Origin of the sequence: Pseudomonas pharyngis, assembly GCF_021602345.1 — a bacterium.
Classification (GTDB): Bacteria; Pseudomonadota; Gammaproteobacteria; order Pseudomonadales; family Pseudomonadaceae; genus Aquipseudomonas; species Aquipseudomonas pharyngis.
In genome coordinates, this window is record NZ_BQID01000002.1 from 593,416 (window position 1) to 615,629 (window position 22,214).

At 58.8% G+C, this 22,214-nt stretch carries 25 protein-coding genes and 4 pseudogenes; 19 read left to right on the forward strand and 10 right to left on the reverse strand.

Annotated elements, in window-relative coordinates:
* The first annotated feature begins 5 nt into the window (after positions 1-5).
* The 7 genes from L6D74_RS06220 (at position 6) to L6D74_RS06250 (ending at position 7,389) form a co-directional block, all read left to right on the forward strand.
* Positions 6-1,589 (forward strand): ParB family protein, encoded by a 1,584-nt coding sequence (locus tag L6D74_RS06220; protein WP_236188242.1) that lies wholly within the window; start codon positions 6-8, stop codon positions 1,587-1,589.
* A complete protein-coding gene (locus tag L6D74_RS06225; RefSeq protein ID WP_108538419.1) occupies positions 1,586-2,134 on the forward strand; it encodes a DUF2857 domain-containing protein in 549 nt (182 codons plus the stop codon). Before L6D74_RS06220 ends, L6D74_RS06225 begins: the two co-directional genes overlap by 4 nt.
* Complete coding sequence (locus L6D74_RS06230; protein WP_236188249.1) at positions 2,131-3,318, forward strand: STY4528 family pathogenicity island replication protein; 1,188 nt, start codon at positions 2,131-2,133, stop codon at positions 3,316-3,318. The genes L6D74_RS06225 and L6D74_RS06230 overlap by 4 nt, the downstream gene beginning before the upstream one ends.
* Positions 3,319-3,462: 144 nt before the next feature.
* Positions 3,463-4,227 carry a PFL_4669 family integrating conjugative element protein gene (locus tag L6D74_RS06235; RefSeq protein WP_236188254.1) on the forward strand — a complete coding sequence of 255 codons (765 nt, stop codon included), beginning with the start codon at positions 3,463-3,465 and terminating at the stop codon, positions 4,225-4,227.
* Positions 4,215-4,733, forward strand: a complete 519-nt coding sequence (locus L6D74_RS06240; protein ID WP_236188258.1) for a DUF3158 family protein — start codon at positions 4,215-4,217, stop codon at positions 4,731-4,733. The genes L6D74_RS06235 and L6D74_RS06240 overlap by 13 nt, the downstream gene beginning before the upstream one ends.
* Positions 4,730-5,200: a single-stranded DNA-binding protein gene (locus L6D74_RS06245; protein WP_236188259.1), complete on the forward strand. Its 471-nt coding sequence runs from the start codon at positions 4,730-4,732 to the stop codon at positions 5,198-5,200. Before L6D74_RS06240 ends, L6D74_RS06245 begins: the two co-directional genes overlap by 4 nt.
* 221 nt (positions 5,201-5,421) lie before the next feature.
* Entirely contained in the window at positions 5,422-7,389 is a 1,968-nt protein-coding gene (locus tag L6D74_RS06250; protein WP_236188261.1) for a DNA topoisomerase III, read from the forward strand.
* A gap of 38 nt (positions 7,390-7,427) precedes the next feature.
* On the opposite strand, the gene L6D74_RS06255 is transcribed toward L6D74_RS06250, so the two are convergent.
* Positions 7,428-7,685: a hypothetical protein gene (locus L6D74_RS06255; RefSeq protein ID WP_236184551.1), complete on the reverse strand. Its 258-nt coding sequence runs from the start codon at positions 7,683-7,685 to the stop codon at positions 7,428-7,430.
* Positions 7,686-7,893: 208 nt separating this feature from the next.
* Here L6D74_RS06255 and L6D74_RS06260 point away from each other — a divergent pair, with 208 nt between their 5' ends.
* On the forward strand, positions 7,894-8,235 hold the full coding sequence (locus tag L6D74_RS06260; protein WP_027912505.1) for a helix-turn-helix domain-containing protein: 342 nt from the start codon (positions 7,894-7,896) through the stop codon (positions 8,233-8,235).
* 821 nt (positions 8,236-9,056) lie between these two features.
* Here the strand turns inward: L6D74_RS06260 and L6D74_RS06265 are convergent.
* From L6D74_RS06265 to L6D74_RS06285, 5 genes and pseudogenes are all read right to left on the reverse strand, one after another.
* Positions 9,057-9,176: pseudogene (locus L6D74_RS06265) on the reverse strand (DUF2274 domain-containing protein); the annotation flags it as partial.
* Positions 9,173-9,580, reverse strand: a pseudogene (locus tag L6D74_RS06270) (TraB/TrbI/VirB10 family type IV secretion system protein); the annotation flags it as partial. The pseudogenes L6D74_RS06265 and L6D74_RS06270, both read right to left, overlap by 4 nt.
* Position 9,581: 1 nt before the next feature.
* Positions 9,582-10,037: pseudogene (locus L6D74_RS29965) on the reverse strand (LysR family transcriptional regulator); the annotation flags it as partial.
* 7 nt (positions 10,038-10,044) lie between these two features.
* Positions 10,045-11,238 carry an MFS transporter gene (locus tag L6D74_RS06280; RefSeq protein ID WP_236188262.1) on the reverse strand — a complete coding sequence of 398 codons (1,194 nt, stop codon included), beginning with the start codon at positions 11,236-11,238 and terminating at the stop codon, positions 10,045-10,047.
* Between the two features lie 3 nt (positions 11,239-11,241).
* A complete protein-coding gene (locus L6D74_RS06285) occupies positions 11,242-11,946 on the reverse strand; it encodes a type 1 glutamine amidotransferase domain-containing protein (protein ID WP_236188263.1) in 705 nt (234 codons plus the stop codon).
* 154 nt (positions 11,947-12,100) lie between these two features.
* Here L6D74_RS06285 and L6D74_RS06290 point away from each other — a divergent pair, with 154 nt between their 5' ends.
* Positions 12,101-13,009 (forward strand): LysR family transcriptional regulator, encoded by a 909-nt coding sequence (locus tag L6D74_RS06290; protein WP_236188265.1) that lies wholly within the window; start codon positions 12,101-12,103, stop codon positions 13,007-13,009.
* 45 nt (positions 13,010-13,054) lie between these two features.
* Here the strand turns inward: L6D74_RS06290 and L6D74_RS06295 are convergent, their stop codons facing one another.
* From L6D74_RS06295 to L6D74_RS06305, 3 genes are read right to left on the reverse strand one after another with little or no spacing between them, the layout of a single operon-like run.
* Entirely contained in the window at positions 13,055-13,894 is an 840-nt protein-coding gene (locus L6D74_RS06295) for an MBL fold metallo-hydrolase (RefSeq protein ID WP_236188266.1), read from the reverse strand.
* A gap of 21 nt (positions 13,895-13,915) precedes the next feature.
* A complete protein-coding gene (locus tag L6D74_RS06300; RefSeq protein ID WP_236188267.1) occupies positions 13,916-14,242 on the reverse strand; it encodes a hypothetical protein in 327 nt (108 codons plus the stop codon).
* The gene (locus L6D74_RS06305) at positions 14,235-14,792 is read right to left on the reverse strand and encodes a sugar ABC transporter (protein WP_236188268.1); all 558 of its coding nucleotides are present in this window, start codon (positions 14,790-14,792) and stop codon (positions 14,235-14,237) included. The genes L6D74_RS06300 and L6D74_RS06305 overlap by 8 nt, the downstream gene beginning before the upstream one ends.
* Before the next feature lie 98 nt (positions 14,793-14,890).
* On the opposite strand from L6D74_RS06305, the gene L6D74_RS06310 reads away from it, so the two are divergent.
* On the forward strand, positions 14,891-15,853 hold the full coding sequence (locus L6D74_RS06310; RefSeq protein ID WP_236184566.1) for a LysR substrate-binding domain-containing protein: 963 nt from the start codon (positions 14,891-14,893) through the stop codon (positions 15,851-15,853).
* Here L6D74_RS06310 and L6D74_RS30025 read toward each other — a convergent pair.
* Positions 15,843-16,108 (reverse strand): annotated as a pseudogene (locus L6D74_RS30025) (DUF3363 domain-containing protein); the annotation flags it as partial. The gene L6D74_RS06310 and the pseudogene L6D74_RS30025 overlap by 11 nt on opposite strands.
* Positions 16,109-16,817: 709 nt before the next feature.
* Between L6D74_RS30025 and L6D74_RS06320 the strand changes: the two are divergent.
* The 9 genes from L6D74_RS06320 (at position 16,818) to L6D74_RS06360 (ending at position 22,206) form a co-directional block, all read left to right on the forward strand.
* The gene (locus L6D74_RS06320; protein ID WP_236188269.1) at positions 16,818-17,399 is read left to right on the forward strand and encodes an STY4534 family ICE replication protein; all 582 of its coding nucleotides are present in this window, start codon (positions 16,818-16,820) and stop codon (positions 17,397-17,399) included.
* 70 nt (positions 17,400-17,469) lie between these two features.
* Positions 17,470-17,727 carry a hypothetical protein gene (locus tag L6D74_RS06325; RefSeq protein ID WP_236188270.1) on the forward strand — a complete coding sequence of 86 codons (258 nt, stop codon included), beginning with the start codon at positions 17,470-17,472 and terminating at the stop codon, positions 17,725-17,727.
* A gap of 97 nt (positions 17,728-17,824) precedes the next feature.
* A complete protein-coding gene (radC, locus tag L6D74_RS06330; protein WP_236188277.1) occupies positions 17,825-18,319 on the forward strand; it encodes a RadC family protein in 495 nt (164 codons plus the stop codon).
* A 52-nt stretch (positions 18,320-18,371) separates the two neighbouring features.
* Entirely contained in the window at positions 18,372-19,136 is a 765-nt protein-coding gene (locus tag L6D74_RS06335) for a DUF5983 family protein (protein ID WP_236188278.1), read from the forward strand.
* A gap of 88 nt (positions 19,137-19,224) precedes the next feature.
* Complete coding sequence (gene pilL2 / locus L6D74_RS06340) at positions 19,225-19,767, forward strand: PFGI-1 class ICE element type IV pilus protein PilL2 (RefSeq protein ID WP_236184576.1); 543 nt, start codon at positions 19,225-19,227, stop codon at positions 19,765-19,767.
* A complete protein-coding gene (locus L6D74_RS06345; protein WP_236184578.1) occupies positions 19,764-20,435 on the forward strand; it encodes a tropomyosin in 672 nt (223 codons plus the stop codon). Before pilL2 ends, L6D74_RS06345 begins: the two co-directional genes overlap by 4 nt.
* A 9-nt stretch (positions 20,436-20,444) precedes the next feature.
* A complete protein-coding gene (locus L6D74_RS06350; protein WP_236188279.1) occupies positions 20,445-21,164 on the forward strand; it encodes a TIGR03759 family integrating conjugative element protein in 720 nt (239 codons plus the stop codon).
* The gene (locus tag L6D74_RS06355; protein ID WP_236188280.1) at positions 21,146-21,694 is read left to right on the forward strand and encodes a lysozyme family protein; all 549 of its coding nucleotides are present in this window, start codon (positions 21,146-21,148) and stop codon (positions 21,692-21,694) included. The genes L6D74_RS06350 and L6D74_RS06355 overlap by 19 nt, the downstream gene beginning before the upstream one ends.
* On the forward strand, positions 21,691-22,206 hold the full coding sequence (locus L6D74_RS06360; RefSeq protein WP_236188281.1) for an integrating conjugative element protein: 516 nt from the start codon (positions 21,691-21,693) through the stop codon (positions 22,204-22,206). The genes L6D74_RS06355 and L6D74_RS06360 overlap by 4 nt, the downstream gene beginning before the upstream one ends.
* The last annotated feature ends 8 nt before the right edge of the window (positions 22,207-22,214 follow it).

A 22,214-nucleotide genomic window follows, 5' to 3' on the forward strand; every position in this document is an offset into this window, starting at 1 on the left:
TTCAGATGAAGAAGCTCAGTCAGGAGGAAATCACCGACAAGCTGCACCGGGGCCCCTTCACGCGAGGTCCAGGACTGGAGCGCCTGTCCGATCCAGTTATCGACACTCCCATGCTGGTCACTCTGGAACAGTTACGCCCCTACGAACACAACCCACGCTTCATCCGTAATCCGCTTTATGACGATATCAAGGCATCAATCCGTGAACGCGGGCTGGATCAACCTCCACCGATTACCCGCCGCCCGGGTGAAACCTCTTTCATCATCCGCAACGGTGGTAATACGCGCTTGGCGATTCTCGGCGAGCTGTGGCAGGAAACCCGCGACGAGCGTTTCTTCCGCATCAATTGCCTGTTCCGACCCTGGACCAATGAAATCAGCGCCTTACTCGGCCATCTTGCTGAAAGCGATCTGCATGGCCAGCTCACTTTTATCGAGCGTGCTCTGGCAGTGACCAAACTCAAGACCATGCTTGAATCAGATGGCGCAACACTCTCGCAACGTGAGCTGGCACGACGTCTTGCCGCTGGAGGCTATCCAATTTCGCAGTCGCACATCAGCCGGATGCTGGACACCCTTGAACATTTACTGCCCGCCATTCCACAAACCCTGTATGCCGGGTTGGGAAAACCAAAAATTGAACGCCTAATTGGTCTGCGTAGCCAGGCTGAACGAACCTGGAATCGTTATCCAACCGACGCCATCGCTTTTCCCGAGTTTTGGCTCGACACCCTAGGGCAATTCGATGCCGACCCAGAGTCCTTCGACCTTGAGCAAATCCAAGATGAACTGCTCGAACGCATGAGTCGCTTACTCGGACAGTCCTACCGCATGTTGGCCCTGGAGCTGGGCGATACCCAACGGGTTATGCAGACGCCGGGCGTAGTCATCACGCCCCCGCAGAACAACCTTCTGCCGAGCGTTGATGAGCCCGCGGCCGAGCCTCCTCCACCCGGGCCGCATCCCAAATCAGCTCAAACCTGGACGCAGACCGAAACAGAGCGAGAGGAACAGCTCACGCTGCCCGTAACGAATGTCGTATCAGCAGTCAGCTCTCCGTCACGTGTCCAGCAGATCCGCGAACAGATTGAACGCGACACTGCCCCCAAACCAGAACCAACCGTCGCAATCTGCCCGATCGACGACATCTGGATCATCGCACCAACACTGGATACCCCCGAACAACTGCGTTTAGCCATTGCCGGCTTGGCTCGGGAAATGGCGGCCTATGCCGGACATCCCGAGAGCATCATCGACCAAAAGCACGGCCTGGGTTTCGCCCTCAGCATCGAGCAGCTTGATCTTGCAGCCCCTCGTGCGGCCGGCGTTCACCTGTTGCTCTTGGCCCTGCTGCGTGCCCAAGACGAAGTAAACTGGGAGGATCGCAAGCAATTGCCCTCAGCTCTGTTCGGGCAGCTGTTGTTGGGGGTCTATCAACTTCCGCTGACAGATCGTCCCGCCGTGGACGTAGGGCTGGAGCGACTGCCGGACGGTCTGCTAATAAAACTGTATCGCCTCATTCGCTTATCCCGGCGCCTGATCGACTTAACGCTTACCCATGAAGACGATTCACCAAGGGAGCTGCCATGAACCTGTCCTTCAATGTGCTCAACCAGGCCATGCTAACCCAGGTCCTTCACGAGTTGCGCCTGGGTAATCTGCAACGCTGCAAAGCACTCGGACTGGGTGAAGAGGACATCTACCTGTTGCAATCATTACCGCCGACCACCCTGTCACGCCTGGCCCATGCCACCGTCCCCTGGGTTGAGGTCAAGATTGATTCGCCGGTGTTGCATCGGTTGATCGACCAGGCCGAACGCGACGAACATAACGAGCGTTTAATCAACCGAGCGCTAAAGCTCGGTGCTAGCAGTACCATCATGTATCAGTGCTTCGGCTTGGCGCATTCGGAAACCGCCCTGCGCCGACGTCTGCTCAAAATAGAAACCCGTAAGGGCCGCCCCCAGAACTTGAGCGAAGCGCAGGAACATGCGCTCTGGCAGCGTTGGTGCCAGCTACGCGATCAAGACGGTGCTGAGAATCAGCTCGACGCCATGATGATGTTGGCGGAGGAGCAACAGATCAGCTTGACCATCGTTTGGCAGCAGATCGACCATTACAGCAACGGAACATGAACACTGCCCCTTCCAGTCGCTGGCAGCGTGTCCTGCAGCAATGCACCCAACAACTAAGTGAACGTTGGCCCGCACGCCCCAGCACTGAACATCCTTCCAACCAGGCCCTGCAAGCAGGCTTCCTGTTCAGTGGCCAATCACACGAAGTCGTGCCGCGTCGCTTGCTGCTGGATTGTCGGCTGACGCCATTGGAGCGTAATGCATGGCAAGTATTTAGACTCATGCTGCAAGGCCAGGGTGTGGTCACACCGCGCTATGAAGATCTGCAACCTTACCTGTCGAGCGTACCCTACGGTGCGTCAGCCTCCCGTGAAACCATCGCTCGCGTCTTGACGATGCTCAGGCTGACCCGCTGGCTCAGTTTGGTGAGTCGTGGCCGCGATCATCTCAGCGGGCGCTTACAAGGTTCTCTGTACGTCCTGCACGATGAACCGTTAACGCCCGCCGAAGCCATGGAGCTGGATCAGGATTATCTGGAGCTGGTCGGACATGCCCTCTCTCACGCGACCAAGGCGGTGCGAATTGTCGCTCGGCATGTTTTGGAAGAAATTCATCAGGACACCGATATCGATTTGGATCGACTCCCCTCCCGGCTCGACAGTTGGAGCGACCAGTGGACACAGCAAGGATTGGATCTCGCACCCGATGAAGCGTTACACGATTCCGAACTGGGTGGCGCCCACCGCGTTCGGAATCGTGCAGGGCCTAGTTCGGAATCCGAACCGGGTCTGAACGCCCATGTTTCCGGCAGCGTTCGGAATGCGAATGCCGCCTGTACTGTATTAAAAGAAAGTATTTGTACGATACCGCGCGCGACCCCGGCGGTGGATAACCTGCACTGGCCTGATCCGCTGCACCTAAGTCCGAGCGAGCGGCAGGCCGTCACCGTGACGCTGAACAAGCTGAAACCAGCAGATCGGCAGGCGGTGCTCAACGAAGCGGGCGCGCGATGTGCGGCAGGAAGCGTCCGCAAACCCGCGGCGTATCTGATGGGCCTGATCCAGCGGGCGCTGAAAGGCGATTTCCGCCCTTGGGCAGGTCAGGCTGAATCGTTACCCATGACAGAGCCGCCCCCCTCTCCCCCGCGCCAACTTAGGAAAAAGGGCGAACCCGCCTCTGCCCTCGCCCAAGCGTGCCTGGATGAACTACGCCAGCTGCGTAGCAAACCCCCTGGACGTCAGTAGATTTGATGCCACTGGCATCACTGACGAGCGTCTCGAAATTCAACCATCTCAAACCAAACCGAACACACCGCATTCAGCTTTTCAGCTGTCCTTGACCTTCATATATCGCAACGTCTCCGTGCAAGCCTATGCGAGGACTACAACGTGGCCGATCACTATCAGCTCAACCTGGGTTCATTGCGCAGTAGCATCACGCTGACGCTGCACACGCACCACGCCGCCCGGATCTGGCAGGGCCGGACCGCACGCAAAGGAGTCCACCCGATTATGGGTATGGCGGGCTACATCAGCGTCACAAACCTGATCAAACAAGCCGCAGCGCAGGACGATCCTTATGCCGACTGGGCGATCGTGCAGCTCGAAGAAAAATTGATGCAGGCCAAGGCTGGGATGCTGGAACTGACCCAGCAGTTGGACCGGATCAGACAGGAGCTGCCGACGCAGATCGACATGAGCGATAACCTCAATATCCACCCCGTCACCTTACCCTTGTACATCGGCAGCCAACTGGGATTTCTCGCCGTCTACCTGCTGACTGACTACGACACGCTGGTGCGGCATACACTGTTGGCACATCACACCGCCCTGATCGGTCGCCGAGACATGGAAGCCTGGATCGACGACGGCGCCCACCTGCTGCGCAGTTTGTTCGGTCAGGCGCAGCGCTATCGGCATGCTGGCATCACCCGTGATGACATGGCTGCGAACAACGCCCGTGCTCTGGCGGCTATGGAGAAGTTTGGACTCCCCCCTATGGACATCCTTGAAGGGCATCGCCGCTCTCAGTTCGCGCCACCCATCATTCGTCGGGGCGCTGTGGCAGTGGATGACGCCGACGCGTTGGCAGAGGACGCGTTAGAGCCGTCTGCGGCAGTGGATGATCGAGAGGACGAAGTATGCCCCCCCTGATCGCGACTCAACCAATGCCCCTCGAAACACTAACACCGGATGCCTATCGACAGCTCGAACACGCTGCTTCCCTAAAAGGCCTTTTGAAACCTTTTAAGGGTAAGGGGGAACTGGAATACCTGGCGCAGGTGGCGAGGGCAACTGAGGCGCAGTTACGTCTTCTGATGGAGGCTGTGGCGCAGCAGGCCGGGCAACCGCCTTACTCGTTGCTGGATATTCGATTGGTGCTGCAGAACACCAGTGCGCGGAGCACCTTTTTGCGATGGCGCACCCGCGATTTTGCCCGTATGGGCGTTGCGGTCTGGGAACGCCAGGTCTCCAGCAAGGCCTTGCCGCCAACCGTACGCGAGGGATTGCACCGTTTCGAATGCGAACGCATTGCACTGAACTTGCAGATGAGCGTGGTGCATTCGCTCTACCGTCAGGCTTCAACCTGCGCGATCAAAATGGCCAGCGCCGAACGGCTGCTGCGCCAGTCCACACCAGCAGCGGAGATATCACGATGAGTACTTTTTTCGTCGGCGAAGGCAACATCGGCAGTGCGCCAGAGTTCCAGGAATTCCCGTCAGGCAATGACGAGCCACGGCGTCTGCTGCGCCTGAATGTGTACTTCGACAACCCCGTGCCACGCGATGGCAGCTACGAAGATCGAGGCGGCTATTGGGCGCCGGTCGAGCTCTGGCACCGCGACGCCGAACACTGGAGCACGCTGTACCAGAAAGGCATGCGCGTGTTGGTAGAGGGCCGCACCGTACGCGACGAGTGGGAGGACAGTGAAGACAATGCGCGGGTCACCTTCAAGATCGAGGCGCGTCGTGTCGGCATTCTGCCTCATCGCGTGCAGAACGTGGTCATGCGGGAGCGCTCAGGTGAATCAGCTTCGTCTGCGGCTCCCGTCGGGCAGGCTACAGACCTGGCCAGCTCGCCTGCGTCGAAGTCCAAAAAGCGCAGAGGGCAGCCACCATCGGCATGACTGACTTGAGGCACAAAAATTGCGCCTTTGCGCGAAGTTCCTGGTCTGTCATTACTCGCTGCTCATGAAGCACTGTCGTCCACGTGACTACATGGTAGTAGCCACGCCCCATTCAAGACTGCCCTCACCGACTAATATGAGGAACCTGCCATTCAGGTTTCTCATATCTCGCCACTGATGTTTCCGACAACGCTGCTCCGACCTCAATACGGAGCAGTTCTATGCGCCTCTTCCTCTGCGAAAAACCTTCCCAGGGTCGGGACATCGCCAAGGTACTCGGGGCCACTCGGCGTGGTGATGGTTGCCTGATTGGCACAGAGACAACCGTAACGTGGTGTATCGGCCACCTGCTGGAGATAGCATCGCCTGAAGCCTATGGCGAGCAATTCAAGAGTTGGTCGTTGGATCATCTACCGATCATTCCCGCGCAGTGGATGGTCGAGGTCAAACCCAAGACTGCGGCACAGTTCAAAGTCATCAAGCGCCTGCTCAGTGAAGCCTCTGCTGTCGTCATCGCGACCGACGCCGATCGTGAAGGTGAAATGATTGCCCGCGAGCTACTAGAACTCTGCAAGTATCGAGGTCCCGTTCAACGTCTTTGGTTGTCCGCACTCAATGAGGCGTCGATTCGCAACGCACTTTCCTCACTAAAGTCTGGTCAGGAGACCTTCCTGCTTTACCACTCAGCCCTCGCCCGCAGCCGAGCCGACTGGCTGATCGGCATGAACCTGAGTCGTTTGTTTACCCTTCTTGGTCGGCGGGCGGGCTACGACGGTGTATTGTCGGTTGGACGCGTCCAGACACCCACTTTACGTTTGGTAGTCGATCGGGATCGTGCGATTGCCAGCTTCGTCTCGGTGCCCTACTGGGAAGTGGAGGTGCACCTGTCCTCAATGGGGCAACCATTCATCACGTCGTGGTTACCACCCAGCTCAGGGCAGGACGAGGCAGGTCGTTGCCTGCAACAAGCGCTGGTCACTCAGGCGGCCCAAGAGATTTCTAGCAGTATGACCGCCACAGTGCTCTCGCTGCAGACTGAGCGTTTCCGAGAACCTCCGCCCCTGCCCTTCGACCTAAGCACACTGCAAGAAGTCTGCTCGCGCAAACTGGGACTCGGCGCTCAGGAAACCCTGAACATCGCCCAAGCCCTGTATGAAACCTACAAAGCCACCACCTATCCGCGCAGTGATTGCCGCTATTTGCCGGATAGTCTGTTCAACGAGGTTCCCGCGGTATTCGATGCCCTGCTCAAAACGGATCCGGCGCTGCAGCCCACATTCGGAAGACTCGATCGATCACTGCACTCCCGCGTGTGGAACGATTCCAAGGTCACCGCGCACCACGCCATCATCCCCACCACCGAGCCGGCGAACCTGGCGCGGATGTCCGAACAAGAACGCCAAGTCTACGAACTGATTCGTAGTCACTACCTCGCGCAATTCCTACCGCATCACGAGTTTGATCGAACCGAGGTCGAACTGGAGTGCGGCGCCGAGCGTTTGACTGCTGTTGGCAAACAGATCATCGTCCATGGCTGGAAAGGTTTACTCTCCGACAACGCCGAAGACGATGAACCCAGTCGAAAATCCCAGAGGTTGCCCGCCCTACAACAGGGTATGCAATGCGAAGTGGACGACGTCGAACTCAAGTCCATGCGCACCGCTGCGCCCAAACCGCTCACCGAGGGCGATCTAGTCAAGGCGATGAAAAACGTCGCCAAGTTGGTCAACGATCCGCGCCTTAAACAGAAACTTCGGGACACCACCGGTATCGGCACCGAAGCCACACGAGCTGGCATCATCAAAGGGTTGATTGATCGCGGTTACTTGCTGAAGAAAAAACGTGCATTAACGGCCTCCGCAGCGGCCCATACCCTGATCGAAGCGGTACCCGCGGCAGTCGCCGATCCGGGTATGACAGCGATCTGGGAGCAAGCTCTGGATGAAATCGAAGCAGGACGTCTGAGCTTGGATGCATTCGTTGCCAAGCAGGCGCATTGGATTACGCAGCTGATCGCAAACTGCGGAGCGCTCACCTTGTCGGTACCGGTCGAAGCCGGGCCGGCTTGCCCCAATTGCAATGCCTCAACGCTCAGGCGAAAGGGAAAATCAGGGCCGTTCTGGTCATGCTCCCACTACCCCGACTGCAAAGGCACCGTGCCAATCAGCAAAGGGACGCCTCGTCCATGAGGCGCCATTGGTGTCCACATGAATCTTGGGGTGATGAGTCAGTGCATCATCAATGGCGGCTGATCCTTCTCCAAGTCGCTTAGCGGTCGTCCGATTTCACGGGCCAAGGCGATGCCTGTCGCTATCCATATCTGCCCCAGTTCGTTGAACGCTTTCAGGTGAGCAGGATCTTCGTTAAGCCAATGAACAAGGCTGTTGCGGTGTTCGGGGTTATCAGGGCAGTCATGGATTTTGATGAACAGCTCCAGTGTTCGATCCCAGATCAGGTCCATGACGTTCTCGCGCTGCTCATCCATGCTCAACCTTTCCTCCATTTGGTCCTATCGAACCGCTCAGTCTCACTGGTCACTACGGGCTCTGTTCCTGGAGGAACAGACGTCACGTCGCGACAAACAGCTATTTCAGTCAATATAGCAACCATATAAGTCGATACTCAACCTCTAAGGATGTTCATGTCAACGGGTCTTTGCTCAACCATTCGGGTTGAATTGGAGAACTGATCACTTGGCACATAAACATCCAACCCAAGCCCAAATCGGGCGCATGATCGCGAAACACCGCACTCAGCGTAATCTGACCCAGGAAGAGGTGGCTGAACGGCTGGGGATCGGCAGCGAAGCCATTTCGCGCCTTGAGCGGGGCGTGGTTGAGCTTTCCGTGGTCAAACTGATGCAACTGGCGGACATCTTCGACTGCCGGATGGATGAACTGCTAACGGAGTCGAGCAGTCGCCCCAACGACCAGGGCCAGATGATCGCGGGTCTGCTGAGCGGCCTTCAAGAAAGCGACCGTGCCTTTATCCTGACGACCGTCGAACAGTTGGCCGCTCATCTCAGTAGCAAATAACCTCTTTACCCACTGGCTTGACTTCGTCACACCCGCTCTGCTGTAGTACGTCAGGATCATCGCTTACGGCGACCCAAGACCGATTCGCTCCGGGTAGTTCGGTCGGACTCCCTGAGTTCGGAGCCTTCTCTTCTGCGGAATTCCATTCCCGCTTTGTGCTCGACCTGATAGTGGTGGCGGATGACCACTGTCGCCTCTGCCAGGCAACAGCGGTCATCCGCCACGGCGATCATATTCAGTCCCGGAGCCCACCGGGGAAACACTGGGCACCCTTTGTGCGCGGATGCGTGCCAGCATGTTCCGACCCAGGCCACGACAAGGGTTGGTTGGCGAATCAGGGCGCAGTTAAATCAAGTTTTGCGAGGAGCTTGTCGACTGCGTCAGACCGCCTAAGGTGGCTTTTCTCTTCCTCGCCTGGCGCCCCACCAGGCCCCCTCTTCATTTTTTCATTTCTTAATTCCACTGACTGCCACCGTATTCCGGCCATTAAAATATGGCCTGTATGAAGCGTTCTGATTGAATGCAGATCGCATCAGAAGCCTATACAGGGCAACGGTTAGACCGGATTGAGGTTTTTTTCAGGAGTTCCAACTCTATGGCCTAGGAGTCCATAAGAGCATCGCGGCAGCAAGCCTCATCACGCCATGGCGAGCGATAAGGCAACCGTTCAAGGATTATCTCATCCTCTCCTTGCCGCAGAAATTAAACGCGCAGCCCTTGAGCCGCGCGTTCGCCATGCGGTGACCGATAGTAGTAACAGGCTTCGTCAGCGCGGTTTCGGAGCTGGCCACCGTGGCATCGACCGCTTCGCCGTAGGTCTACGCGTGCAGCGCGGCATAGCGGTCGAGGTCGGCCTTGAGCGTGACCGGACATCCGAACGTAAGCTTGATGTTCTCGGTTTTCGGCAATGGCCCCAGCCGCAGCTTCTTGGGCGTGCTCATTGTGAAGTCACACGGTAGAAGAACAACGGCTGATACGGTCGAATCACCAGATCCCGATTGACGATGATGCTTACCGGCAGGCCGGACCGCTCGGTCAGCGTCGGCTGGATGTTGAGGTTGCGGCGTGCGAACTCCTGGCCAACCTGATTGGCCGTGTCCTGCGCGCTATCCCAGAACGCGATGACGGTATTGCCATTGACATTGCCTTGTTTCGAGACTGCCAGCTCGGAGCCTACGCCCAATATGGTGGACAGCGCGGCACCCGCTAGGATGCGTCCCCAGTGCCAATCGACGCCATCCTCCAGGCCGGCATAGCCGGCCGGATCGGAACCGGCTAGTTTGTCCCGCGTGAGTGAAGACGTGTCCGGCAGGATGATGCGGTTCCACACGACCTGCACGCGGCTTGCCGACTTCATCGGCACGTGCAAAGCCCGCATCGTACAGGTCGCCGTGCAGCCCTTTGATCTGCTGCGACAGCGGCACCTCGAAGAAGCGGATTTCGACCTCGGGTTCTTCCTGCCGACAAAGCGCCAGCAAAGCCGGAAGTCGCGAGGGCGTGATGCCGTCGGACAGGGCAATGCGCGATCGACTATGGAAGCCGTTGGCTGAGGCCTTCACGCTGTCACTGGCTTGCTGCAAGACAGAGAAGACACGCGGCACATGCTCAATAAAAAGCTTGCCCGCACGCGTCAGGCGTGTGCTGCGTGTTGTGCGTGCGAACAGCACCACGCCCAGTTCTTCTTAGAGCTCTTTGATGGCCCGAGACAGCGGCGATTGCTCAATGTGCAGTTGCTCCGCCGCACGGGCGAAGTGGAATTCTTCGGCTCCGGCCAGGAAGCAGCGAAGATGCCGAAGATCCATCGTTCACCTATCTATGAGTTCTTGCGCCCAGGAACGTGGGACGCCGCATCTGCCAGAGCATCCAGACGATCCCCAGGCCCACGGCAACCGCACCGACCCAGGCCGTGCTGGTCAGACCCATCGCTTCCAGGCTGGCCCCGCCTAGCAGCGAACCCAACGCGATGCCGCCATTGAAGCCGGCGATGTTCAGCCCAGCCGCCACCGCTGGCGCCTGCGGCGCGTGGATGTGCGACAACCCGATCACCCGCGCCTGCAAGGCTGGCACCGCCGCATAGGTCAGCGCACCCAGCAGGCCCGTCAGCAACACCATCAACGGCAACGATGGTGCCGATTCCCATATCGCCAACAGCACGACGGCCAGGCCGACGAGCACAGTCATCACCGCAAAGTCGGCACCCTTGCGGTCGGTGAGCCGCCCGCCCCACACATTGCCAATGGCGGCCATCACGCCGTAGCCCAGCATCAAAAGGCTCGCCATGCTTTCACTCACGTCCGTCACTTGCAGCAGGATCGGCGAAATGTAGGTGTAGAGCGCGAAAGATCCCGCATACGCCAACACGGTGATACCGGCTCCGGCCAGCAGACGCGGATTGAACATGGCTTTCAGGCCATCCATCGCATTGGCCTGCGCCGAGGCATCGTTGAGATCTGTCGGCATCAGGGCTAGCAGGCCGACGAATCCAATGGCACCACTTGCGGCCACTGCCATGAAGATGACCTGCCAGCTCAACACGCTGCCCAGGTAGGTGCCGAGCGGTACGCCCAGCGCCAGTGCCAGCGTCAGGCCGCCGAACACCACGGCCACCGCCGCACCGGCGCGATGTCGGCCCGCCAATTGGGTTGCCACGCTGGATGCTACGGCGAGAAATACCCCATGTCCCAGGCCGGAGGCGAAGCGGGCCACCAACATGGGTGTCAGTGCATCGGACAGACTGACTACAGCGTTGCCCAACGTGAACAGACCCATCGCCACCAGCAGCAGCCGCTTGCGCGGCCAGCGGGTTGCCAGCGCGGTCAGGCCTGGCGCACCAATCACCGCACCCAGCGCGTAGGCCGTAACCGCCGCGCCAACCTGGCTGACGCTGACATGCAGATCAGCGGAAATAGTGGACACCAGGCCGATGGTGACGAACTCGGTAAAGCCCAGGGCGAACGCGCAAAGCGCGAAGACGTAGATGACGAAAGGCATACGTGGATTCATGGTTCAGCCTCGCTTCTCGGCTATCACCGCTAATAGGGGCAGCATCGCTTCCGCGACGCCCTTGGCCGAGGCCGGGTTCTGCCCCGTCACCAGGCGCTCGCTCGCCACTACCTGCACCTGGAAATTCGCCGCAGGCACATGCCGGGCGCCACGCTCCTGCAAAGCATCGGCCAGCAGGAAGGGCACCGTGTCGTACAGGCCGACCGCACGCTCCTCCTCGTTGGTGAAGGCCGACACGTCCTTACCCGTTACCAGATAGCCGCCATCGGACAACTTGAGGTTTACCAGCCCGGCCGGCCCGTGGCACACCGCCGCGACCACGCCGCCACGCTCGTAGATGAACGCCGCAATGGCCGCCAGTTCGGCGTTGTCCGGGAAGTCCCACATCGTCGCGTGGCCGCCGGCGTAGAAGATCGCGGCGTAGGCATCGGGACCGACCTGCGTGGGTGCCATGGTGTTCTCGATGGCGCTTCTTAGCGTCGCATCGTTCCAGAACGCGACATTGATCGGATCGTCCAGATCGAGTCCATCGACGTGCGTCTTGCCGCCCTTGGGGCTGACGAAATCGACCGCATGACCGGCGTCTGCCAGCACCCGATGCGGATGCGTGACCTCGGACAGATAGAAACCGCTGGGCGCGGCATCGGCGGCGCCGGCCGGTCCCTTGCGGTCGTGGCTGGTCAGGACGAAAAGAACACGTTGGGTCATCAGAAGCTCCTGCAAGCGAATCGAGCACACCGCCGGACACCTCCAACGGAGGCATGCGCGTTGCAATGTGGGAAGTTGGGATCCTCATTCTGGTGAATTCGGTATATCCTTTAAACGACCAAAATCTACAAACACTTTCCCCGGAACGACCCAAATGGCCCTGCGCAATCTTGATGACCTAGCGGTGTTCGTGCATGTTGTGGAGCGCCATAGCTTTTCCGCCGCCGCACGCGACCTGCACCTCGCGCCTAAGACGGTCAGCAAGCAGATCGCCCGGCTGGAACAGGCGTTGGGCACCACACTGTTCGAGCGCAACACCCGTAACTTGCGCATCACCAGCGAAGGCCGCGCCATCGCCGAGCGCGCACGGGTTGCCTTGGCGGTGCTGGAAGAAGTGCAAGAACTGGCGACTGGCGGCAGCCAGGAACTGAGCGGCACCATCCGCTTGACCGCGCCCACGCCGTTCGGGCGCAAGTTCGTGGCCCCGGCTATCCACGATTTCTGCCGCCTGCATCCCAGGGTCGGTTTCGACCTGCGCCTGTCCGATCAAGTGCAGGATCTGTATAGCGGCGACCTCGACCTGGCGATCCGCATGGGCGAGTTGGCCGATTCGCGTTTGGTGGCGCGGCGTGTGGCCGACAACCGGCGCATCCTGGCGGCGTCTCCCGCCTATCTGAAAGCGCATGGCAGTCCCGCGCAGCCGGAAGAACTGGAACGGCACAACTGCCTGGTGTTCGCCTATCCGGGCCTGCTGCAAAGCACCTGGCCGCTGCGCAAGGGCCACCGGGAGAAGCCTGTCGCGGTCAGCGGTACGCTGTGCAGCGACAACGGCGACGTGCTACATGCGTGGTGCCTGGCCGGGTTGGGTATCTCGCTGCGCGAGACCTGGGATATTCACGAGGAACTGCGCGACGGGAGGCTGGTGCGCGTGTTGCCCGAATGGGAAGCCACGCCCTCGAAGATCAGCATCGTGCGGGCACGGCGCGAACCCGTGCCGCGCCGGCTGACGGCGTTCAGCGATTTTCTGTTCGACCGCTGGCAGGAGGCGCCGTGGGATCAATGAGCTCATTCGCCGTAGCCGACGCATCGTAGGCATCTCGAACAGCCGCTAAGTTTCGTAGGAAATTTTGTAGTTCTTGCCTAGCCGCTCGACATGTGCAAATCCGAGTTCGCCAAGGTGCATACCAGCGATAAGAATCTTATCCGAGCTAACAACATTCAATAGTTTGGATCGTGTTTCGGCGGAAAGAAGCGGATCTTGGTCGAACGCAATGGATACGTCGGGACGAGCAATCTGGATTTGGGGGAAGTGAACGATATCCCCCCAAACCAGCAGACTACGACCATTGGAATCGAGACGATAACCGGAATGTCCTGCGGTATGCCCCAGAAGGGGCATCGCACTAATGCCAGGGAGAACTTCGCTATCAGTAAACAGGCGCGTCTTCTCCCGATACTGATCGAACACCTTCCGAGCAAACAGAAAGTTGCCACGAGCACGCTCACTCGCTCGACTGAGATTGCCATCGTCCTCCCAGAAAGAAACCTCACGCTGGTGGACGACTAGCTCTGCATCGGGAAAGGCTGCTTCCCCTGAAGAGTCAAGCAGCCCCCCAACATGGTCGGGATGTGCATGGGTCAGAAGAATGGTGTCAATGTCAGCGGGTTGCACGCCAGCAAGCACGAGATTCGCCTTTAGCTTGCCGCCCCACTGCTTGAAACCACCAGCCCCCGCATCGATGAGGATCGTGCGGCCCATTCCACGCACCAGGTAACAGTTGATGTGGATCGAGGATGGATCGCTCACGCCTGCGTCCTGCTGCAATTTGGACGCCTCCGTAGGATCGATATTGGAGAGAAGATCTAGACTTGCGCAAAGGTATCCGTCACTGATGGCCGTAATAGTAAACTCGCCGATCTGCTGGCCCGGAAATTTCACGTGGTTCATTGCGGCACTCCTTGCGGATCATCAGTTCCGCGCGTAGATGGTATCGGCTGGATAGCCAAAGCAACGGATGCGCGCCGTTAGCCCCGCATGGCGTTTTATTGCCTCATCCAGTCGCGCCATGAAATCGTCCATGACCGATGGCGTTCTAAACGGTTCGAGGCGGTACTTGATTTGCGCGTAAGCAGGATGCCCGCGCCCGTGGCGGGCAGCGACATAGATGACATGCACGTTGTCCAACGCAGCCCGGAGGCCGTCCGTGCAAAGTCGAGTGCATTCTTCAGTGAGTTCCGACAGATACGCTTCGGGCGGCATCTTTTCCGCCTGGATGAAGATCGTCAGGTTAGGCATGGTTGTCCGCCTGGGTCTGCGGCACTGTGCCATCGTGACTCGTCAATTGCGCGGTCATCGGGGTATAGAGATGCACGCCCTTGGGAAGCGCATCCAAGCCGAGACTGGTGGAGCTACCCAGCTTCGCCAGCCACCTGTTTTCAGGACACTTCTCCAATGCCACGGCCCACATCTGCTCAGGCGTGAGCCCCATCTCGATGAACGGCTCGGGACCGACTGCGCTCACGATCAGATGCTCCCCTTCACCGATGGCAGGCGCACGCTCAAGGCCGCCGTAAAGATTGCGGTGCCAATCGGTGATGTGCTGCTGCCAGCGTGCGAAGTTGCCCCCGCCCTTTTGGCGATATTCATCGCCCTCAAGCACAGCCAGACTGTCGATCGAGTGCATGGCCAGGTACACAGGGCAACCAGCGCTAAACGCCTTGAAGCGCTGCGAAGTATGGAACCCGCTCACGGAAATAAGCGCGGGTAGCTTTTCCAAGGTATAAAAATCATTCCACTCTGCTTCGCTGGCTGGGTCGGCAAAGCTGCACTCGACGGTGTAGATCATGGATCACTCGCTACCGGACTTCTTGTGCGTCCGGCCCTCTTTGTTGATGTCTCGTCATGGTATGACCTTGATCTCAGCGCATAAAACGATTATTCGGTATGCTTCAGTTACAAAAGATCAAGCTAAGCTGGATCGCCATCTTCAGAACGGGAACGCTCATGCGAAGGAAGATCCCCAGCAGCACGGCACTGACAGCATTTGAAGCCGCCGCCCGCCACGGCAGTTTCGCGCGCGCAGCAGAGGAACTGTCTTTGACTGAAGGAGCTATCAGTCGCCAGATTGGCCGGTTGGAAGCCTTTCTCGGGGTCACGCTGTTCGAGCGGGTCGGCAATCGGGTCCGACTCCTTCCTAACGGAGAGCGTTACGCTGTCCAAGTTCGCGAATCGCTTGACCGCTTGGATCGGGACAGTCAGTACTTAATGGGGCAGCCGAACGATGGCGCAAGCCTGGACATTGCCACTATCCCGACGTTCGCGATGCGATGGCTCATTCCTCGCTTGGGACGATTCCAGCAGAAGCATCCGAACATTACTGTGCATTTGGCCGAGCGCATGGAACCCTTCGTCCTGGCCGGGAGCGGATTTGATGCTGCCATCCATTTCGAGCACCCGGCGTGGGCGGGCATGCGGACATCCCCCTTGTTGCATGAAGTGCTGGTTCCGGTTTGCCATCCCGGACTTCTGACAGGACGCAATCGAACAGCCGCGCTGGACGAATTACCGCGCCTGCACCGACGACAGAACCCTGAAGCTTGGCAACACTACTCCGAGGAGACGGGAACTCCGCTGACCAATCCTGCAATTGGCGCACGCTTTGATCTCCATGGAATGTTGATAGAAGCCGCATTGGCCGGCCTCGGCGTTGCGCTAGTACCCCGCCTGTACGTTGAAACCGAACTTGCGTCAGGAAGCCTGGTCGCCCCGTGGCCGGAGGGAAAAACCATCTCCAAAACCTTCTGCCTCATCCTCCCTGAGCCCATCGGATTGGGCAGAAAGCCAATACAAGCTTTTGCTCAATGGTTGCTCGACGAAGCGAAGAAGGGGGCAGCGGTTAAATCGTAGGATATGTCTTTCCTCCATTGTTATCAGAAAGAGGCGCTACGTTGCGCCTGATCTCCCACGACACATCACCGCCGCGGCCATCTGCTACCCAAGCTTCTTCTCTGTCGCTGGCTGCCAAGGCACCAGACTAAATCCCATGCGTCATCCAGCATCGCGTAGCGCCCGCTGGTGAGCATGACGGAACGCCGGTAGATGCCGGCCACGCGCTGCTCGTCTGTGACGGGGGCGATGCTCCACGCCAGTGTCGGCGGTTAACCGCCAACGGCGACCCAAAGCCGATTCGCTCCGGGCAGCTCGGTTGAACTCTTAGAGTTCGGAGCCGTCTCGTCTGCGGAATTTCATTTCTCTCTTGTGCTCGACCTGATCACGGTGGCGGGTGCGTGCCAGTAGTTTCCGACCCAGGCCACGACAAGGGTAGGTTGGCGAATCATTGCGCAGTCAAACCAAGTTTTGCGAGGAGCTCGTCGACTGCGTAAGACCGCCAAAGGTGGCTTTTCTGTTCCTCGCCTGGCACCCCGCCAGGCCCACTCTTCACTTTCTTCAATCCAGTGACTGCCATTGTATTCCGGCCATAAAAAATCGGGTGGCAGCGTCTTGACGCTCCCCTATGACAAGCTTATACAAAGGGCGTGGTTCGCTGTCGTTGACAGCCCAGCCCAGGTAGCCAAAACCTTCAAGGCTACGCCACGTTCGTGGTGGCTTACCCAAGTGCGATCAGCGTTCGGAAGCTCGCGCGGTTACCGCTTCAGCGGTAATGAATGCCCACTACCTCATGCCTGCGAATCACCACCGCAGACGTTTCTCTGCTGCACCGCTATTCCCCCAGACGCATCGTTCTGATCGTCATCGGCTTGCCGGTGGCGAGTCGTTCATTGCTCGACTTCACCTTACCTACCCTGACGGGGACTCACTTCCCCGTCAGGGACTGTGCGTCACCGTTTTCCATTGAAACAGGAGAACCACCATGGCCCACGCCAACCATTCCCAAGAAGCGACCACCTACTTCAACCTGCACACCGTCGGTATCGGCTACCTCAACCGTGTTCGTGAAGTACAAGTCCGCCGCGGCCAGCCATTCATGGCCTGCGATATCGCCGCCCTGCACGGTGCCACCGATGCCGTGGAGTACACCCGCTTCGACTGCAAAGTCGCTGGGGGCGAAGCTGAACGCTTGATTCGTCTCTTTATGGACGCCGTCAACACCGAGAAAAAGGTCTTGCTGTCGTTCCGTATCGGCGACCTGTGGATCGATCCGTTTCTCTACGAGAAAGGCGAAAAAAAAGGCCAACCGGGCGCCAGCCTGAAAGGTCGTCTGCTGTTCATCGACTGGATCAAGGTCAACGGCACGTTCGAATACAAAGCGCCCGCCAGGCAGGAAGCAACAGCACCTGCTGAGCAAGCGCCGATCAATGAACCCTCTCCAACGTCGGTTGATGCCGAAGCTGAGGAAACCGAAAACCCAACAGAGGCTCGGGTTGAACCTGAATCTCTATCCGCTCCACGCATGGCCCACCGTGATGCCACCCATACCGTTCAGTCCGCCTGAACAATCCACGATGTTCCTCATCAAGGCGCTCTGTCGAGCGCCTTTTCTTCAATCAGCACAGGAGAACCTTATGGAATCCTTCTGGCTTTGCGACGAGTGCCTGTTCGCTGCGGCTTACGAGGACTACAGCACGTTGTCGCTCTACTACACGGCGAATGAAATCGAAAAACGCATCGCCGACATCCATCGTGGACTGGTTCGGTTAATGCCCATCAGTGCCGACTTCAATCCCGAAGCCGGCTGGGGAATGAGAGCCTTTTCCCCATTACCCTGCGACGGCTGCGGTTCACACCTACACGGTCAACGCCACCGATTCACTCGGCTGTAAACAGCGCGCCATCGACTAATGCTCGCGACTCTATTTCCACCTCGGGGACACCACTCCTCTCGGGCGTGTACCCCTGATTGTTCCCTTTGGAGGCACCATGAGCACTCAACTCACACTGATTGAAACCTCGGATTTCGAGGCTAATCGTATCGTCCAAGAAAACCAGCTGATCGACGAAGCGCTGCGTATTCTGGATCGTCGGTTGTTCGCCCGAGGCCCTAATCTGACGTCACCTGACGCCGTGACCTCATACCTAAAACTGCATCTTGCACAACAAGAGCATGAAGTCTTCGGTGTGATTTTTCTCGATGCCAAGCACCGCGTGTTGGCGTTCGAAGTGCTCTTTCACGGCAGCATTGATGGCGCCAGCGTTTACCCCCGCCAAGTCGTTAAGCGCTCCCTCGCGAATAACGCTGCGGCCGCCATTTTTGTTCACAACCACCCCTCAGGGTGTACCGAACCCAGCCAGGCGGATCGCGTCTTGACCGCACGGTTGAAAGAGGCCTTGGCCTTGATCGAAGTGCGCGTACTGGATCACTTCATCGTGGGTGAAGGTCGTCCTCTCTCTCTTGCCGAACATGGCTGGCTTTAACCCTCACAGGCGTCTTCGGGCGCCTTGTTCATTTTCATTCTGGAGAACCTTCATGAACCCCACACACCAAGCTGCAGCCCTGCTGACGGCCTCAAACCCATTTGCTCGCGGTTACGAAAACCTTCATATCGAACGGCTGCTACTGATCACCTACAAAGACGACTGCCCTCCCTGCTTTCGACCCGTGCACGACGCACAAGCCCATCTGCCCGACGACGAACTGCAACTGTTCCCCTGCCTGTTCAATGACGATTTCGCCGTTATCAGCGAAGGCCAATCCATTCCGGATGATTTGGATGAACGCTGTCAGTCCAGCGGGCTGGTACGCCAAGTGATCTACGCCGTGATGGGCGAAGTGCTCAACGAGCGGCATCACCTCGGTGACCTGTACTACCTGGAAGAGGCACAAGCCATGGTCCATCGCTTGAGCTTCGAAACGGGACACTACAGTCGAGCCTGGGAAATCAGTACCGCGCACCTTCCCGAAGAATCGATGCTTTATCTGGAGGAGTGGGTCAGTAACTTCGCTCTGCGGCAAACCGGCCTCTTGTTCGAGCTTTTTACGCTGCCAGATTGCTGCGGTATCGGTTGCAAACTGATCGGCACGCCATGGACGGACGAGAACTTGCTGAACATTGAGGGCAATCGTTATTCGAGCTTGAGACAAGAACAACTCGACGCAGGCACACCGGAAGCCTTGGTCAACGTACTGTATCTGGCGGCATTGGCGGATGTGCGATTGTTGATCTTCGACCCCGACGCTGCCGTCTTGGATGGGCTCGCCATTTTTGATGAATGGCAACGCGTTCAGCGTTAACACGACCCACCATGAATCAACTTTCTCACTGAATCGCTCCTTCACCTCATGTCAGGTTCTGCACTGAATCTGACATGAGGTTTTTTCCATGGAGCGTTTTTTCACGCCTGTCTGCCTGCTGGGTTTGTTGAGCGCCTGCACCGCGCAAATCCCCAACCCTTTGCCGACCCATCCAGAGATCGACAGTGGCTCCAATCGGGCCCAGCACTCGAGGGGCATAGCCGAAGAAAGCCATCCGGCAGAGCTTCGTTATGGCCGCTACACGCTGGTCAGCACCGAGCCCACCACGGAACAACGCGATCTTCTTGCCCAAATCATTGACGTGAGCATCCCGTCCAGCCTGAACCCTTCAGTGCAGGATGCATTGCTGTACGTATTGCAGCGCTCGGGCTATGCGCTCTGCCCCGTTACCGCGTCGGTGAGGGTGCTGTTTACTCGGCCCCTGCCCGCGGCCCATTACCGGCTCGGCCCGATCTCTTTGCGCCGCGCGCTGCAGGTGCTCGCTGGCCCCGCCTGGCAACTCACGACCGACGAAGTCAGCCGTTCAGTCTGCTTCGAACAGCAGAAAACGGAGGCTGGCGTCGCGCTGATCACACCCGTCTTGCCCCATCTGTTGGAGGCACGCCCATGAGAGCCTCGACGTTTCAAACCCTCATCATTGGGCTGCTTTGCTTGGCGGTCGCCGGCCTGAGCGGTGGTTTGTATAACCAGTATCAACGCGTGGCCGAACTGCAGAGCACGAACACCCAACACCTACAAACCCTGGACACCCTGCAACATGATTCAAGCGCCCTCCAGGACGCCCAGGAGAAGCTGCAGTACGCGCTGAAAGACCTGAAGCAGATGGTCGATACTGGTGAGCAACAGGCCAATACCCTCGATCCGATGTTGGATCAGTGGGCGCAAGAGATACAGGAACTGCGCGATGGTCTCGCAGCCCGCGCCACCCAGGCAGACCTGACAGCGCTGCGCGCACGCCTTGAACAGGTCGAGCAGCAGCTCCTGGACCTCAGGACAAAGCCATTCCCTCCACCGCCGACGCCTTCTGCGACCAAACCGAAAAAGACCGCTCGCCCCAAACCCACCCCGCTCTCGCCACCGTTTTCAATATTGAGTGTCGAGTCCCGCGGTGGTGAGCGCTTTCTGGCGGTCGCACCTCATGACAGCCGCTCGCTCACGGATGTCCGGCTGCTACATAGCGGTGAGCAGCAAGGGGCTTGGCGCCTGAAAATACTGGAGCCGAACTCAGCCATCTTCGCGGTGGCCGCTCAGCCAGACCAGACCGTGCACCTCCCTTGAGAAGCGATCATGAACAGAGCGCCACTACTCCCCGTCGTCTGTCTGATTTCGTTACTGATCACGAGTGCTGCGATGGGTAACCCCATCACGGCACAGTCACAGATCCAGGACACGCAGTCCGCTCCGCTGGGACGATCTCACTCTGAACAGGCTGCGAGCTGGGGTCTGACGGAGCAGGAGTGGACGCGCTTCGAACAGATCCAAGCCGGCCCACGCGGTTTCTGGAGCCCGAACCTCGATCCGTTGACCGCACTCGGGGTCGAGGCCCAGACCGACCAAGAGCGCCAGCACTATGCCGAATTACAGGTAGCGCTGGAAGCCAAACGCGCCGAGCGCGAGTTGGCCTACCAAAACGCTTACACTGCAGCCTGGGCCAAGCTGTTTCCCGGGCTGCTGCCGATCCAGGGCATGGCCTCCCCGCCCCCTGCCAGCTCATCGGTCGTGCCGCGCCAGGCCCTGTTTGTGGAGGACCACTGCCCAGCGTGCACCGACGAAGCGCAGCGTCTGCAAATCAGCGACACGGCGTTCGATATCTACCTGGTGGGCAGCCAAGGCCAGGATGAACGCGTCCGTAGCTGGGCTCGGCAAGCCGACATCGATCCGGTCAAGGTCCAACGCCAGCAGATCACCTTGAACCATGACCGTGGTCGCTGGTTCAGCCTGGGTGCCCCGGGGCCGTTGCCCGCCACGTTCCAACAGGTGAATGGACAATGGCAACGCTTCGACTGAGTGGTATTTCGCTCATGCTGACGATGCTCGCCGTCCAGGCTGACGAACTTCCGCCTCCTGCCTACCAACTGGCAGCGCATGACGCCGACATCCCTTCTACGGTGCTGTTCGCGATTGCCCTGCAGGAGAGTGGTGCCCGCGTCCGTGGTCGACTGCTGCCCTGGCCTTGGACCCTGAACATCGCCGGAACACCCTACCGCTTCGCCACTCGCCAGACCGCCTGTCACGCCTTGCTTCAGGCACTCGCCCGACATGACGCCAAGCGGGTCGATGCCGGTCTCGGGCAAACCAACCTGGGTTACCACGGCCAACGTTTTTCCAGCCCTTGCGAAGCCCTTGATCCCTACCGAAATCTCGCCGTGACCGCCGCGCTGCTGCAGGAGCATCACGCTGCCACCGGTGATTGGGTCTTAGCTGCCGGGCGCTATCACCGTCCGGCAGGCGGAACGCCGGCAGCACGCTACCGTGCTGGCTTTTCCCAGAGACTCGAACAGTTGCTGACTTCCTTTGAACAGGGCACACCACCATGAAGCGAATCCCCATTGTCTGTTATTGCATCCTGCTCTTGGCACCTTTCGCCCAGCCGGAACTGACCGTTGCCGCGGATCAGCCTAGCGACTTCACCCGCCCCCCTTTTCAAGTTGCCAGGCCGTCAATAAACAACAAGATCCACCCTGATCGGGCCATGCCTGCGGACCTGTCCACGTTTGCCGATGAAGCCTGGATACTGCCCATCCGCAGCTCCCACTTGAGCCCAGGCCAGATCACGCCTCGCGCCCTGAACATGCCGGGCTTACGGCCTTTCTTCCTGATCGGTGAGGATCCCCAATCACTGGCTTGGTTGCGTCAACGCGCGGCTGAACTGCAGGAAATGGGCGCGGCTGGCCTCGCCGTGGAAGTGGCCGATACTGAAGCCCTGGGCCGGATTCGAGCAGCCGCTCCGGGCATCACCATCCTGCCGGTCAACGGCAACGACATCGCCACCCGCCTGCAGATTGAGCACTACCCCGTCTTGATCACTGCCACCTCACTGGAACAGTGAGTCCAGGT

Coding starts and splice junctions, on each gene's coding strand:
- L6D74_RS06290 (WP_236188265.1), top strand. CDS start 12,101: ATGGCCCTGCGCAATCTTGATGACCTAGCGGTGTTCGTGCATGTTGTG.
- L6D74_RS06335 (WP_236188278.1), top strand. CDS start 18,372: ATGAACCCCACACACCAAGCTGCAGCCCTGCTGACGGCCTCAAACCCA.
- L6D74_RS06345 (WP_236184578.1), top strand. CDS start 19,764: ATGAGAGCCTCGACGTTTCAAACCCTCATCATTGGGCTGCTTTGCTTG.
- L6D74_RS06350 (WP_236188279.1), top strand. CDS start 20,445: ATGAACAGAGCGCCACTACTCCCCGTCGTCTGTCTGATTTCGTTACTG.
- L6D74_RS06320 (WP_236188269.1), top strand. CDS start 16,818: ATGGCCCACGCCAACCATTCCCAAGAAGCGACCACCTACTTCAACCTG.
- L6D74_RS06310 (WP_236184566.1), top strand. CDS start 14,891: ATGCTTCAGTTACAAAAGATCAAGCTAAGCTGGATCGCCATCTTCAGA.
- pilL2 (WP_236184576.1), top strand. CDS start 19,225: ATGGAGCGTTTTTTCACGCCTGTCTGCCTGCTGGGTTTGTTGAGCGCC.
- L6D74_RS06325 (WP_236188270.1), top strand. CDS start 17,470: ATGGAATCCTTCTGGCTTTGCGACGAGTGCCTGTTCGCTGCGGCTTAC.
- L6D74_RS06305 (WP_236188268.1), bottom strand. CDS start 14,792: ATGATCTACACCGTCGAGTGCAGCTTTGCCGACCCAGCCAGCGAAGCA.
- L6D74_RS06250 (WP_236188261.1), top strand. CDS start 5,422: ATGCGCCTCTTCCTCTGCGAAAAACCTTCCCAGGGTCGGGACATCGCC.
- L6D74_RS06230 (WP_236188249.1), top strand. CDS start 2,131: ATGAACACTGCCCCTTCCAGTCGCTGGCAGCGTGTCCTGCAGCAATGC.
- L6D74_RS06255 (WP_236184551.1), bottom strand. CDS start 7,685: ATGGATGAGCAGCGCGAGAACGTCATGGACCTGATCTGGGATCGAACA.
- L6D74_RS06295 (WP_236188266.1), bottom strand. CDS start 13,894: ATGAACCACGTGAAATTTCCGGGCCAGCAGATCGGCGAGTTTACTATT.
- L6D74_RS06300 (WP_236188267.1), bottom strand. CDS start 14,242: ATGCCTAACCTGACGATCTTCATCCAGGCGGAAAAGATGCCGCCCGAA.
- L6D74_RS06225 (WP_108538419.1), top strand. CDS start 1,586: ATGAACCTGTCCTTCAATGTGCTCAACCAGGCCATGCTAACCCAGGTC.
- L6D74_RS06245 (WP_236188259.1), top strand. CDS start 4,730: ATGAGTACTTTTTTCGTCGGCGAAGGCAACATCGGCAGTGCGCCAGAG.
- L6D74_RS06240 (WP_236188258.1), top strand. CDS start 4,215: ATGCCCCCCCTGATCGCGACTCAACCAATGCCCCTCGAAACACTAACA.
- L6D74_RS06355 (WP_236188280.1), top strand. CDS start 21,146: ATGGCAACGCTTCGACTGAGTGGTATTTCGCTCATGCTGACGATGCTC.
- radC (WP_236188277.1), top strand. CDS start 17,825: ATGAGCACTCAACTCACACTGATTGAAACCTCGGATTTCGAGGCTAAT.
- L6D74_RS06360 (WP_236188281.1), top strand. CDS start 21,691: ATGAAGCGAATCCCCATTGTCTGTTATTGCATCCTGCTCTTGGCACCT.
- L6D74_RS06220 (WP_236188242.1), top strand. CDS start 6: ATGAAGAAGCTCAGTCAGGAGGAAATCACCGACAAGCTGCACCGGGGC.
- L6D74_RS06280 (WP_236188262.1), bottom strand. CDS start 11,238: ATGAATCCACGTATGCCTTTCGTCATCTACGTCTTCGCGCTTTGCGCG.
- L6D74_RS06285 (WP_236188263.1), bottom strand. CDS start 11,946: ATGACCCAACGTGTTCTTTTCGTCCTGACCAGCCACGACCGCAAGGGA.